At 72.9% G+C, this 12,236-nt stretch carries 13 protein-coding genes; 3 read left to right on the top strand and 10 right to left on the bottom strand.

The features are described from left to right. Positions 1–2 precede the first annotated feature (2 nt). From ACGFYY_RS29670 to ACGFYY_RS29660, 3 genes are all read right to left on the bottom strand, one after another. Positions 3–830 carry an ABC transporter ATP-binding protein gene (locus ACGFYY_RS29670; protein WP_393714011.1) on the bottom strand — a complete coding sequence of 276 codons (828 nt, stop codon included), beginning with the start codon at positions 828–830 and terminating at the stop codon, positions 3–5. Then, entirely contained in the window at positions 827–1,924 is a 1,098-nt protein-coding gene (locus tag ACGFYY_RS29665; protein ID WP_393714009.1) for a FecCD family ABC transporter permease, read from the bottom strand. The genes ACGFYY_RS29670 and ACGFYY_RS29665 overlap by 4 nt, the downstream gene beginning before the upstream one ends. Before the next feature lie 65 nt (positions 1,925–1,989). Beyond that, a complete protein-coding gene (locus ACGFYY_RS29660) occupies positions 1,990–3,039 on the bottom strand; it encodes a FecCD family ABC transporter permease (protein WP_393714007.1) in 1,050 nt (349 codons plus the stop codon). 138 nt (positions 3,040–3,177) lie between these two features. Between ACGFYY_RS29660 and ACGFYY_RS29655 the strand changes: the two genes are divergently transcribed. Then, positions 3,178–3,951 carry a helix-turn-helix domain-containing protein gene (locus ACGFYY_RS29655; protein ID WP_393714006.1) on the top strand — a complete coding sequence of 258 codons (774 nt, stop codon included), beginning with the start codon at positions 3,178–3,180 and terminating at the stop codon, positions 3,949–3,951. Positions 3,952–4,040: 89 nt separating this feature from the next. Here ACGFYY_RS29655 and ACGFYY_RS29650 read toward each other — a convergent pair whose 3' ends face one another. Beyond that, on the bottom strand, positions 4,041–4,706 hold the full coding sequence (locus ACGFYY_RS29650) for a DUF4232 domain-containing protein (protein ID WP_393714004.1): 666 nt from the start codon (positions 4,704–4,706) through the stop codon (positions 4,041–4,043). Between the two features lie 533 nt (positions 4,707–5,239). Between ACGFYY_RS29650 and ACGFYY_RS29645 the strand changes: the two genes are divergently transcribed. Beyond that, complete coding sequence (locus tag ACGFYY_RS29645; RefSeq protein ID WP_393714002.1) at positions 5,240–5,737, top strand: cupin domain-containing protein; 498 nt, start codon at positions 5,240–5,242, stop codon at positions 5,735–5,737. A 22-nt stretch (positions 5,738–5,759) separates the two neighbouring features. Here ACGFYY_RS29645 and ACGFYY_RS29640 read toward each other — a convergent pair whose 3' ends face one another. Further along, the gene (locus ACGFYY_RS29640; RefSeq protein WP_393714000.1) at positions 5,760–6,332 is read right to left on the bottom strand and encodes a flavodoxin family protein; all 573 of its coding nucleotides are present in this window, start codon (positions 6,330–6,332) and stop codon (positions 5,760–5,762) included. 113 nt (positions 6,333–6,445) lie between these two features. Here ACGFYY_RS29640 and ACGFYY_RS29635 point away from each other — a divergent pair, with 113 nt between their 5' ends. After that, positions 6,446–6,790, top strand: coding sequence for a MerR family transcriptional regulator (locus tag ACGFYY_RS29635; protein ID WP_365279021.1), 345 nt, complete (start codon positions 6,446–6,448; stop codon positions 6,788–6,790). A 48-nt stretch (positions 6,791–6,838) separates the two neighbouring features. Here ACGFYY_RS29635 and ACGFYY_RS29630 read toward each other — a convergent pair whose 3' ends face one another. The 5 genes from ACGFYY_RS29630 to ACGFYY_RS29610 form a co-directional block, all read right to left on the bottom strand. Then, on the bottom strand, positions 6,839–7,288 hold the full coding sequence (locus tag ACGFYY_RS29630) for a DoxX family protein (protein WP_365279024.1): 450 nt from the start codon (positions 7,286–7,288) through the stop codon (positions 6,839–6,841). A 108-nt stretch (positions 7,289–7,396) separates the two neighbouring features. Continuing rightward, the gene (locus ACGFYY_RS29625; protein ID WP_393713998.1) at positions 7,397–8,029 is read right to left on the bottom strand and encodes an isochorismatase family protein; all 633 of its coding nucleotides are present in this window, start codon (positions 8,027–8,029) and stop codon (positions 7,397–7,399) included. Positions 8,030–8,041: 12 nt separating this feature from the next. Continuing rightward, on the bottom strand, positions 8,042–9,736 hold the full coding sequence (locus ACGFYY_RS29620; protein ID WP_393714189.1) for a (2,3-dihydroxybenzoyl)adenylate synthase: 1,695 nt from the start codon (positions 9,734–9,736) through the stop codon (positions 8,042–8,044). A gap of 26 nt (positions 9,737–9,762) precedes the next feature. Beyond that, a complete protein-coding gene (dhbC, locus tag ACGFYY_RS29615) occupies positions 9,763–10,968 on the bottom strand; it encodes an isochorismate synthase DhbC (protein WP_393713996.1) in 1,206 nt (401 codons plus the stop codon). Positions 10,969–11,159: 191 nt separating this feature from the next. After that, complete coding sequence (locus ACGFYY_RS29610; RefSeq protein ID WP_393713994.1) at positions 11,160–11,993, bottom strand: 2,3-dihydro-2,3-dihydroxybenzoate dehydrogenase; 834 nt, start codon at positions 11,991–11,993, stop codon at positions 11,160–11,162. Positions 11,994–12,236: the final 243 nt, after the last annotated feature.

The following is a 12,236-nucleotide window of genomic DNA, read 5'->3' as shown; positions in this document are numbered from 1 at the left end:
TCCTATGCGGGGATACGACGGCCCAGGGGGAAGATCTGGGGCCGCTCGGATCGGGGATGGGGGACGACGAGACAGTCCAGGCCGAACACCTCGGCCACGGTCTCCTCGGTGAGCACCTCTTCGGGCGTGCCCTGGCGCACGACGCGGCCGTCGCGCATGGCGACGATCGTCGAGGCGTACAGGGCTGCCTGGTTGAGGTCGTGGGACACCAGCACGATCGTCTTGCCGGCCTGCTCGTTGAGGTCGGCGAGGAGGTCCATGACCTCGATCTGGTGGGCGATGTCCAAGTAGGTGGTGGGCTCGTCCAGCAGCAGCGTCGGCGTGTCCTGGGCGAGCGCGAGGGCGATCCACACGCGCTGGCGCTGGCCGCCGGAGAGCTGGTCGACCGGGCGGTCGATCAGCTCGGCCGTCCCGGTCGCCAGCAGGGCGTCCGCGATGACCTCGTCGTCGGTGGCGGTGCGTCGTTGTCCGAACCGGCGGTGCGGATGGCGCCCGCGCCAGACGAGGTCGCCGACGGTGATGGACTCCGGGGCGATCGGCGACTGCGGCAGGATGCCCAGGCGCCGGGCCACCTCGCGGGTGGACAGGTCGTGGATGTCCTGGCCTTCGAGGAGGACCGAGCCGGCGGCGACGGGCAGCAGCCGGGCGACCGACTTGAGCAGGGTCGATTTGCCGCAGGCGTTCGGGCCGACCAGTGCCGTGATCTTGCCGGGCTCGATCCCGAGGGACAGCTCCTCGATGATCGGCTTTCGGTCGTAGCCGGCGCTGATGCCGCGGGCTTCGAGCCGGAAGTCGGCTTCGGGGGAGGCGAGTACGGGTCGTGCGCTCATGCGGTGGCTCCTTGCCTGCGCCGGAGGATCAGCCAGACGAAGTAGGGGGCGCCGAGCAGCGCCGTGAGGACACCCGTCGGTACCGGGCTGATCAGCGGACCGTGCTGGGCGAGGACGTCGGCGCCGAGGACGATGACACCACCGATCGGGACGGCCAGGGCCACGGACCGGTCGGCGCCGACCAGCCGGGTCGCGATGGGGCCGCTGACCAGCGAGACGAAACCGATCGGGCCGGTGACGCCGGTGGCCAGGGCGGCGGCCGCCGCCCCGACCAGCAGGGTCGCGATCCGGGCGGCGCCCACCCGGGTGCCGAGCCCGAGGGCGAGCTGGTCGCCGAGTGCCATGCCGCCCAGGGAGCGGCTCAGCAGCGCGGTGCAGAGCCCGCACGCGGCGAGCGCGCCCGCCAGCGTGGACACCCCTTCCCAGGTGGCGTCGTTGACGCTGCCGACCAGCCAGCGCATCACCTGGGCGATCCCGTGCTGCCCGGCCACCGTGAACAGGTAGTTCACGTAGGCGGTGCAGACGGCGCTCAGGCCGATGCCCACCAGGACCAGGCGGTACGTGTCCACGCCCCCGCCGCGCCGGCTCAGCGCGAGCACCGTCGCCACGAGGACGAAGGCTCCGCCGATCCCGGCCATGGAGGTTCCGAAGGGGACCGCCGGGGCGAACAGCAGCATGGTGGTGGCGCCCGCTCCGGCGCCCGCCGAGATGCCGATCATGTCCGGGGTGGCCAGCGGGTTGCGGACGAGCCGCTGGTACAGGGCGCCGGAGAGACCGAAGAGCGCCCCGGCGAGCAGCGCCGCCAGTGCGCGCGGCATCCGGATGCGGAAGATCACGTAGTCCGCCAGACCGGTGCGCATCCCGAAGGCCGCGGGCAGGATGTCGCCCGCCGGGATCCGCTCGACCCCGCCGAGCAGGATCGAGGCGACGAGCAGGGCGAGCAGCATCAGGACGAGTACGCAGGTGACCAGGCGGGCCCGGCGGAATCCCGCCCGGTGCGCGGCGCGCAGCCGGGTCGCGGTGGCGGCCTTGAGCTCCGCCGCCGTGTCCAGGGAGGCCTGCCCGAGGCTCCGCGCGCCGTCCGGCCGCGGCACGTGCGCGTGTGTCGCCTCTGTCCGGGGCGTGTGCGTCCGGGGCGTGTGTGTCTGTGGCATGTCACTCACATCCGGACCAGGTCGCGGCGGCGCGCGAGCCACACGAAGAAGGGGGTGCCGACGAAGGCGGTCATCACCGACACCTGGATCTCACCGTGGTCGATGACCAGTCGTCCCGCGGTGTCGGCGCCGACGAGCAGGACGGCTCCGCAGACCATGGACAGCGGCAGCGACCAGCGGTGGTCCGTGCCCACCAGCATGCGGGCGGCGTGCCCGGCGACCAGTCCGACGAAGGCCACCGGCCCCACGGCCGCGGTGGCGGCCGCGCAGAGCAGGACCGCGACGGCCGCACTCGCCAGTCGGGCCCGCTCCACCCGGACGCCGAGTCCACGGGCGGTGTCGTCACCGAGGCTCAGCAGGTTCAGGGTGCGCCCGAGCGGCAGCGCCAGCACCAGGCCGGTGAGCGCGAACGGCAGCACCTGGCCCAGGAACTGGCCCCGCCCGGTGAGTTGACCCACCGACCAGAAGCGCAGGTGGGCGTAGACGGCCTCGTCGCGCACCACCAGGAGGGTGATCAGCGAGGACATCACCGCGGCGACGGCGACCCCGGCGAGGACGAGCCCGATCGTACTGCTGCCCGCGTTGGTGCGGGTCCCGATCAGGAAGACGAGGACCGCGGTCACCGCCGAGCCGGTCAGCGCCATCCAGAAGTAGCCCTGTACGCCGGACGTGTCGAGGAAGAGGATGCCGAGTACGACGAACACCGCCGCGCCCTGCTGCACACCGAGGACGCCCGGCTCCGCCAGGGGGTTCATCGTCAGTGCCTGCATGATGAGCCCCGAGGCGCCGAGGGCGGCCCCGACGGTCAGGCCGAGCAGGGTGCGGGGTATCCGCTCCGTCCACAGGACGTCGCCGTTGTAGCCCTCCGCCCCCGGGTGCAGCAGGATCCGCACGATCTCCAGCGGCGATATGTCACGCGCACCGAGGCCGATGCTCGCGATGGTCACGGCGGCCAGCATCAGGCCGGCGAGCACCACGACCACCGTTCCACGCGAGGCATGGGGCCGCGCGGGGGTCGGGGCCGGTGGTGCGTCCGGCGAAGCCGATTGCTTCATGGGTCTTCGGGTACTCCTCACCTGCTCAAGCTCGAAGTTAGGCTAGCCTTACCAAAGCGGGTTCCGGTCCAATGCCGGAGGCGAACCGCTCACAATCAGGGGTCAAGAACACGACCCCTGCGGTAGGGGGAGGATGTTGTGGCCAAGACGGGACTGCGCAGCGTGCGAGACGAGGAGGCCCGCGCCGGGGACGTGATCATGGCCGATGACGATTTCATCGCCGAGGGCGGACACCCGCTCCACGTCCACGAGTTCCACCAGTTCCTGCACGTGCCGGTCGGCAGGATCGTGGTCACCGCCCTGGGCCGGGACCACGAACTGTCCGCCTCGGTGGCCCTGTGGATCCCGGCCGGCATCGCGCACAGCGCACGGTTCGGAGCCGACTCCGTCATCGCCGTCGAGTCCTTCGACGCGGACCGGTTCGAGCTGCCGTACCAGGACGTCACCACGATCAACATCACCGACGCCCAGCGCAGACTGGTCCTCGGCCGGATGCGGAGCACCGGCGCCGAGGACGAGGACCCCGAGGTCTTCGCCGCGCTGTCCACCGGGCACCGCAACTGCCTGCCGCTGCCCCAGCCCACCAGCCACACGGCGGGCGCCGTGGCGCGGGAGTTGGCCCGGACGCCGAGCGATCCGCGCACGGCGACGGAGTGGGCGGAGAACCTCTACACGAGCTCGACCAGCCTGCGCCGAGCCTTCCGCGCGGAGACCGGGATGGCCTTCTCCGAGTGGCGCACCCGGCTCCGGCTCAACCACTCGCTGAGCCTGCTGGAACAGGGACAGTTGGTGAGCTCGGTCGCCGCCCGGGTGGGGTTCGTCAGCACCAACGGCTACATCCTGGCCTTCCGCCGCCACTTCGGGCAGACGCCGGGCGCGTACGTGCGGAACTCGCTGGACCGGTCCGCGTAGCGGCCGGTGGGGCGGAAACGGAACCGCCCCGTACCCGGGGGCAGGACCCGGGTACGGGGCAGTCGGTGGTCGGCTGTGGGGAGTCCGGTTCAGCCGCCCTGGCCGGCGCTTCCCACCGGGCCGACCTTCACCGAGGAGCCGCCGCCCTCCGTGACCGGCAGCGTGGCGGCGCCCGGCCAGGCGAGGGTGACCGACCTGGTCTCGTCCGGCGGGGTCACCACCAGCCCCGTGACACGGACGCCGGAGCCGCCCGACGTGTTGAGCGGGTAGCTGATGCCGAAGTACGTCGACTCCCCCTTCTTGAGGACGGCGGTGTCGGGCTGCTGACCCGTGCGCCCCGCGGACAGCGAGCCCGAGTCGGTCTTCAGGTCGACGCCCGCGTACCCGGAGAGCGTGCAGTCCCGAGTGCCGCGGTTCTTCAGCGTCACGGCGACCGTGCCGTCCGTGTCGCCGCCGATGGTGCGTTCCGCGGCCGTGATCGCGAGCTCGTCGGTCCGGCACTTGCCGACCTTGCCGCTCGCGTCGGTGCCGGCCCCGGCGGCCGTACCCTTCCCGGCGGAACCCGTGCCCTGCGAGGGTTTGCCGCCGCCCTGAGCCGAACCGTCCCCCGAAGGCGAGGCGGTGGACGGGGCGGACGCGGTGGACGAAGCCGACGGGGTGCTCCGGCCCGCGCCGTCGTCGCCGTTCTGGCAGGCCGTGAGCGCGAAGCTCGCGGTGACGGCCACGGCGGCGAGGGTCAGCTGGTGAACGCGCATCGTTTTTTCCTCAGGATCGGTCGGTCGGTCGGTCGGCGGTGCGGGGCGGCGGTGCGGTCGGTGCGGTCGGTGCGGGCGTCGGTAGGGGAGTGCGTCTTCCCTCAGCAGGAGTGGCCCGGCCCGGACCGCCGTTCCACCCGACCACCCACCCGTACCTTCCTGTTACACGTACCGCCGGACCCGACACGCCCGCAGCCGCCCGGTACGCGCCCCCGACCGGCCGGTACGGCGGTTCCCGGCGCTCCCGCGCACCCGTTCGAGACCGTCGCGCGCCGGGACAGACCCGTGACCCGGCAGATCTTGACCCCAACGGGTGGCATGCCTCCCCAACCCGCCTCCGCCCCCGCCCGAAGGGTGTCAGCCTGGGCGGGAGGACCGGCCGTTCCGCCGCGTCGGGCGGGCCGAGCGGCTCACGTCCCGGCGCTCACGCGACCGCTTCGCACCCCGGTGGTTGGTGCGGACACCGGCCGAGGTGATCTCATGGGCGATCACGAGGGTCGGCGGAATCGCCGAACGAGCGGGAAGGACATGTGGTGGTCGAGCGGGAAGCCGTGGGAGTCACGGTCACGGGGTTGGTCGAGGCCGCCACGGAGGGTCAGAGCGGCGCCCTGTGGCGACTACGGCACAGGGGCCGACAACTCGACGCGAACGTGGTGCGCCTGCTGCCCGGTGGCAAGATCGCCGTGCACCGGGAGCCCGAGGTGGACGTCCTGCTCACCGTCGTGCGCGGCGGCGGCTCCCTGACGCTGGACGGCGTCGAGGTGGAGGTCGAGCCCGGCTCCCTCACCCTGCTGCCCCGCGGATCCGCCCGCTCGCTCCGGGCCGGCCCCGAGGGACTGGTGTTCCTCACCGCGCACCGCAGGCGGGCCGGCATGGCCATCGGCCGGCCGCCCCGCACCGAACCGCGCACACCGCAGTGCCCGATCCACCTCGTCTGCGAGCAGTGCCACCGGCACGCCATAGAGGCCGACGCCCGGTACTGCAGCTGGTGCGGCAACCGCCTCGTCCCCCGGGCGGCCGAGGCGGGCTGACACCCCGCTGAGACCCATTTCCCTAGGAGAAACGGGCCAGGGGCGCTTCCTGGGCGAAGAAGGTCTTGGCGCGGATCGTCGCCCGCTCGTCGTCGCGCACCTGGCCAGGCCGGGAGCCGTTGCCGAGCAGCACTCCGCCGAAACGCATCCGCATGTAGGCCGCGGTGTGGTGGAGACCGGTCACCAGCCCCTCCGCGCGGGCCTCGTCGTGGTCCGCCATGGCCGTCACGCCCCACAGGGTCCGGCCCGCCATCCGCTCCTTGAAGTCCGAGTCCGGGCAGGTGAGCCAGCCCGACCAGTAGTCGAGGTAGCGCTTGGTGTGCGCGGAGAGGGAATACCAGTACAGGGGCGAGGCGATGACGATGTCCGTCGCCTCCAGCGTGGCCCGCCTGAGCTCCGTCTCGATCTCGCCGGGGGCCCACCCCTCGGCCTCGTGCCGCCCGTCCTGGAAGTCCGGCAGGACCTGGTCGGCCAGGTCCACCCAGCGCTGCGGGATCCCGGCGGGCAGTTGCGCGGCGGCCGCTCGCGCGAGTATCTCGGTGTTGCCGTCGGACCGGGAGCTGCCGAGGACGAAGAGGAACGAGCGGTCGGTCATGGATCTCACCCTGTGCGTGCGTGGTCGAGCCGGCGGAATGCCCGCTCGTGGTGCCGACGTTAGACGTTGACATCGATGTGAAGGTCAAGCGGACACAGAGGTAGGTACGGCACATGCTGATCGGCGAACTGTCCCGGCGCACCGGAGTCAACTCCCGGCTGCTGCGCTACTACGAGGCGCAGGGGCTGCTCGACGCGGAGCGCGGTGCGAACGGGTACCGGGACTACACCGCGGACTCCGTGGCCGCCGTACGGAAGGTACGCGCCCTGCTCGCGGCCGGCCTGTCCACCGAGGTGATCCGCGCGGTGCTGCCCTGCGTCCGGGGCGAGGGAGTGCGCTTCGCGTGGTGCGACGAGATCCGGTCCGTCCTCGACGGCGAGCTGGCCGCCATGGACGCGCGCATCGAGGGCCTGCGCAACAGCCGCGACACCCTGGCCTGCTACCTGGAACAGGCCTGAGCCCCGCCCTCGGGGAACGGGGGCGGGGCTCAGGGGAAAGAGGGCGGCTCAGGCGGTCGCGGCCCGGGGCCGCTGCTCGCCCTCCACGGCCCGGTTGCCACGGGCGGGCAGCAGGCGGTCCAGCGCGAAGGCACCCGGGCCGGTGAAGACGAGCAGCAGGAAGGCCCAGCAGAACATGGCGGAGGACTCGCCGTTGTTCTGGATCGGGAAGAGGGCCTCCGCCTGGTGGGCCGTGAAGTAGGCGTACGCCATCGAGCCGGAGGCGACGAACGCCGCGCTACGGGTCCCCGCGCCGAGCAGCACCAGGGCGCCGGCGACGAGCTGGATCACCGCCGCGTACCAGCCCGGCCACGCCCCGACGGGAACCGTGCCGCCGCCGTGCGCGCCACCGAGGACGCCGAAGAGGGAAGCGGCGCCGTGGCAGGCGAACAGGAGGCCGGTGACGATCCGGAAGAGGCCCAGGGCGTAGGGCCGGGCGGTGTTCAGACGTTCCGTCATGGGGAGATCCTTCGTGGGTACGGGGACGTGGGGCGAGGGCGATGGAGCGGGTGGGGGGTGAGTCGGTGGCGGACCGTCAGCCGGTCCGGGGCCGGAGCGGGGCCGGTCTCACAGCTGCGCGCAGACGCGGTCGGCCGTGGTGACCACGGCGCAGCGGCCCGCCGCCCACTCCAGTGCCGCCCGGTGCTCGCGCTCGGAGAAGTCGGCCACGGCATCGGCGACCACGAAGGCCTGGACGTCCTGCATCCAGGCGTCGCAGGCCGTCATCAGCACACCGATGTGCGCGTACACGCCGGTGATCACCAGCTGGTCCCGGCCCATCGCCCGCAGCCGCTCCAGGAGGTCGGTCCGTACGAAGGCGCTGTACTTCCACTTCGTGAGCACCGTGTCGTCCGGGCCCGGCGCCACCACCGCGGGGATCGCGGCGGCCACCCGGTCGTCCGGCAGGCCCGGACCCCAGAAGTCCTGCTGGAGCCCGCGCTCCGCCGGACTCTGGCCGCCGGGCTGCGCGGTGTAGAACACGGGCACCCCGGCACGACCCGCCTCCTTCTTCAGCCGCGCGACCTGCTGGAGCATGCCGGTGACGGGCTGTGCCTCCGTGTCGAAGGCCGACAGGAAGTAGTTCTGCAGGTCGTGGACGAGCAGGACCGCGCGGTCCGGATCCACCGTCCAGTCGACGCGGTTGGCCGGCAGCTCCTCGGCGGTCGGCAGCGGGTAGGGGGCGATGGCGGGCAGGGCCATGGGTTCATCCGTTCAGTGCTGGTGGGGCGGTACGGGGACGAGGGCGGGAGCGGCGGCGGGAGCGGCGGTGCGCAGGTCCCGTTTGGAGACCTTGCCCACGCCGGTCTTGGGGAAGGCGGAGACGAACTCCACCCGGTCCGGCACCTTGTACGCGGCGAGGCCGCGCTCCCGCACGAACTTCTTCACGGCGGCGGGCCGCAGCTCTCCGGCGCCTTCGCGCAGGATCACGTAGGCGCAGGTGCGTTCGCCGAGATAGGGGTCCGGCTCGCCGACCACGTTGGCGTCGTGGACGGCCGGATGCGCCAGGATGTGGTTCTCCACCTCCTCCGCCGCGATCTTCTCCCCGCCCCGGTTGATCTGGTCCTTGGCTCGTCCCTCGACGACCAGGTGCCCGGTGGGCGTCATCCGGACGATGTCCCCGGTCCGGTAGAAACCGTCCGCGGTGAACGACCGGGCGTTGTGCTCGGGGGCGTTCCAGTAGCCGCGGATGGTGTACGGGCCACGGGTCAGCAGGTGGCCGGACTCGCCCGGGAGCACCTCACGGTCCTCGTCGTCGACGATCCGGATCTCGTCGTCCGGGGAGATCGGCCGGCCCTGGGTGGTGACGACGGTCTCCTCGGGGTCGTCGAGGCGGGTGTAGTTGACCAGCCCCTCCGCCATCCCGAACACCTGCTGGAGGGTGCAGCCCAGGCCCGGCCGGACCCGACGGGCCGCCTCCTCGCTGAACTTGGCGCCGCCCACCAGCAGGACGTCCAGACTGCCGAGGTCCCGGTCGGTGCGCGCGGCGGCCTCCGTCCAGAGCAGGGCCAGCGGAGGCACCAGGCCGGTGATCGTCACGCCCTCGGACTCGATCAGCGGGAAAGCGGTGTCCGGCACCGGCTGCGGGCACAGCACCACGCGGCCGCCGGCGTACAGGGTGCCCAGTGAACCGGGTGAGGACAGCGGGAAGTTGTGGGCGGCGGGCAGGGCCACCAGGTACACCGAGTCGGCGTCCACCCCGCAGATCTCGTTCGAGCCCCACAGGGAGTAGATGTAGTCGTCGTGGGTGCGCGGGATCAGCTTGGGCACCCCCGTGCTGCCGCCGGACAGTTGGAGGAAGGCGAGGTCGTGCGGGGCGGGCCCGGGTCCGAGCCCTCCGGCGGGTACGTCCACGGGGACGTCGGCCAGTGCCGTGAAGTCACCCGGGTCGGCGTCCGCGACGAACACCTCGCGCAGTTCCGGGACCTCGGCGCGTACGGCGGCGGCGAGTTCGCGGTAGTCGTGGCCGCCGTGCACCGCGGGGATCACGTACGCCGCCGCCTCGGTGAAGGAGCAGAAGTAGGAGATCTCGGTGCGGCGGTGCGCCGGCAGTGCGAAGACGGGCAGGGCGCCGATCCGGAAGAGCGCGAAGACGACCTCGAAGAACTCGGCCGTGTTCGGCAGCTGTACGACGACCTTGTCGCCGGGGAGGATGCCGCGCGCCGTGAGGCCGGCGGCCATCCGGTCGGCCCGTGCGTCGAGTTCGCCGTAGCTCCAGGTGCGCCGGCCGCCGTCGGGGCCGCCGCTCGGGTCCACGAGGGCGATCCGGTCGGGGTGGGCCGTCGCCCGCTCCCGCAGCACGGATCCGAAGGTCTCGCCGCGCCACCAGCCGGCCGCCCGGTAGCGCTCCGCGAACTCCGCGGGCCAGGGCCGCCAGGCGGGGTCGGCCGCGGGGTCGCGGGGGTCCAGGGGGTCGATGGGGTGCAGCGGGTCGCTCACAGCTCGGCTCCGACGGCCTGAAGGAAGGTACGGAACTTCGCCGCGGTCTCCGCGGTCTCGGCGTCGGGCTCGGACGCCGAGACGATGCCCGCCCCGGCGTACAGGCGCAGCCGGTTGTCCTCGGCCTCGGCGCAGCGGATGGTGACGACCCACTCGCCGTCACCGCTGCCGTCCTCCCAGCCGATCATCCCGGTGAAGAAACCGCGGTCGAAGGGCTCGGTCTCCTCGATCACCTGACGGGCCACGGCGGTCGGGCTGCCGCAGACGGCCGGGGTCGGGTGCAGGCTGGAGGCTATCTCCAGAGCGGAGACGTCGGGCTGCGCGAGCACTCCGGTCACGGTGGTGGACAGGTGCCACATGGTGGCCGTACGGAGCAGGGTGGGGCGCTCGGGGACGTCGAGGGAGGTGCAGTACGGGGCCATGGCCTGGTGCACCGAGTCGACGACGACGGCGTGCTCGTGCAGGTCCTTGGCCGACCCGAGCAGGGCGGCGGCCCGGCGGACGTCCTCGGCGAGGTCCGCGCTGCGCGGGGTCGATCCGGCCAGCGGGTTGGAGATGAGCCGGTCGCCGCGGCGGGACAGCAGCAGCTCGGGGCTGGCGCCGAGCAGATTGCGGCCGTGGCCGGTGGGGAGCGCGAAGGTGTAGCCGGAGGGGTCACGGCGGGCGAGCCGCTGGAGCATGGCGGGTATGTCCAGCGGTCTGTCGGAGGCGAGTTCCAGGGTCCGGGCCAACACGACCTTGCTGAACTCGCCCTGCCACATCCGGTCCACGGCAGAGGCCACACCCTTGGCGTAGACATCGGGCTCCGGGACCGAGGCGATGGCCCAATCGGTGGGCGCCGGACCGGCGGCGGGCAGGGCGATCAGCGGGTCCGAGGCGAGCGGCGGGCCGCTGCGCAGGGACTCCGGGACGACGAGGGCCGCGCGGGCGTCCGGGGCGAAGGGGATCGCGCCGAGCACCACGGGATAGGGGTGGCCGGCCCGCCGGGCCTCGGCCAGGGCCTGGGCGACGCGGTGCGGCAGTGGTTCGGCGGAGTGCGCGACCTCCTGGCGGATGCCCTGGGCCAGCAGCGTCCGGGTGGGGGTGGCGAGGAACCGGGCTCCACCGCGGTAGGCGTCGAGCAGCGTGGTCGCGGCGCCGACGGAGGGGTGCACCGGATCGGCCGGTGCGGGGGGCGTGGCGACTTGGTGGACCGTCGGCACGGTGACTCCTCTTCAGGTGGGGGCAGGTGGGCGCGGCCGGACGGTCGCCGGCTGCGTGCGGTGCGGGGCGGTGCGCAGGGCGCGGGTGGTACGTGTGGTGCGGGGATCGGGGTGCTGGGCGTGCCGTACGGGTTGTCGTGCGTGTGGCGCGTGAGGCACATGGAGCGGGGCAGGACGGGGGCCGCCGTCGGTCAGCGCAGCGTCGCTCCGCCGTCCACGTAGAGGTCCTGCATGGTGATGTGGCGGGCCTGGTCCGAGGCGAGGAACACGACGGCGTCCGCGATGTCCTGCGGGTCGGCGATCCGGCCCAGCGGGATGCCCGTCCGGTAGCCGGCGAGGTCCCCGTCCACCACCCGGGCGGACGCCTGCGGGTCGCTCCAGAGCGCCCACTGCATCGGGGTGTCGGTGGAGCCGGGGGCCACGATGTTGCAGCGCACGCCGCTGCGGGCGTACTCCAGTCCCAGACACTTGGTGAACATGACGGCCGCGGCCTTCGAGGCGGCGTACGCGGCCATCCCGGTGCGCGGGATCCCGGCGGCGTTCGAGGCGACCGTGACCACGCTGCCGGAGCCGCGGGCCGCCATGCCGGGGACGACGGCGCGGGAGGTGAAGAAGACGCCCTGGACGTTGACCGCGAAGGTGGCCGCCCAGTCCTCGTCGGTCAGTTCCGCGATCGGCGCGTTCCGCAGGATCCCGGCCACGTTCACCAGGATGTCGATCGGGCCGAGTTCGCGCCCGACCCGCCCGACGGTGCGGTCGACGGCCGCCGGGTCGGTGACGTCGAGTTCGTAGGCGCGGACGACCCCCTCGCCGGCGGACGGCGTCCGCCCGGTCTCCGGGGCCAGTTCGGCCGCCAGCGCGGTGACGGCCTTCGCCCGGACGTCCGTCGCGGCGACGGTGGCGCCGAGCCGGAACAACGTACGGACCACGGCCTCGCCGATGCCCTGTCCGGCGCCGGTGACGAGCGCGACCTTGCCGGTGAATCCGCTGGTACCCGGAATGCCGGGCACTCGGTGGTCGGACATGCCGCCCCCTCCTCAATTCTTAGGTAAGCCTAACCTAATAAAATTCTGAACGGCACGGTGCGGAGCGTGTGTTGTCCCGCGGGATCCGGACGCGGGGGGGGGGGGGGGGGGGGGGGCGGCCCCCCCCCCCCCCCCCCCCCCCCCCCCCCCACCGATGGGCCGAGCTGTCGGCCGTCCGCCCCTCTCATCGCCTCTCGTCAGCCCCTGACGGCCGCCGGTCGCGGTCAGCGAGAAGCACCCAAG

Source organism: Streptomyces sp. NPDC048331 (genome assembly GCF_043201215.1).
Lineage (GTDB): Bacteria > Actinomycetota > Actinomycetes > Streptomycetales > Streptomycetaceae > Streptomyces.
This window is presented reverse-complemented; position numbering and strand designations above follow the sequence as displayed.

Bases quoted from the DNA above. Each gene is read 5' to 3' on its own strand.
- ACGFYY_RS29630 (WP_365279024.1), bottom strand. From the start codon at position 7,288: ATGACGGAACGTCTGAACACCGCCCGGCCCTACGCCCTGGGCCTCTTC.
- ACGFYY_RS29650 (WP_393714004.1), bottom strand. From the start codon at position 4,706: ATGCGCGTTCACCAGCTGACCCTCGCCGCCGTGGCCGTCACCGCGAGC.
- ACGFYY_RS29660 (WP_393714007.1), bottom strand. From the start codon at position 3,039: ATGAAGCAATCGGCTTCGCCGGACGCACCACCGGCCCCGACCCCCGCG.
- ACGFYY_RS29640 (WP_393714000.1), bottom strand. From the start codon at position 6,332: ATGACCGACCGCTCGTTCCTCTTCGTCCTCGGCAGCTCCCGGTCCGAC.
- ACGFYY_RS29610 (WP_393713994.1), bottom strand. From the start codon at position 11,993: ATGTCCGACCACCGAGTGCCCGGCATTCCGGGTACCAGCGGATTCACC.
- ACGFYY_RS29625 (WP_393713998.1), bottom strand. From the start codon at position 8,029: ATGGCCCTGCCCGCCATCGCCCCCTACCCGCTGCCGACCGCCGAGGAG.
- ACGFYY_RS29670 (WP_393714011.1), bottom strand. From the start codon at position 830: ATGAGCGCACGACCCGTACTCGCCTCCCCCGAAGCCGACTTCCGGCTC.
- ACGFYY_RS29635 (WP_365279021.1), top strand. From the start codon at position 6,446: ATGCTGATCGGCGAACTGTCCCGGCGCACCGGAGTCAACTCCCGGCTG.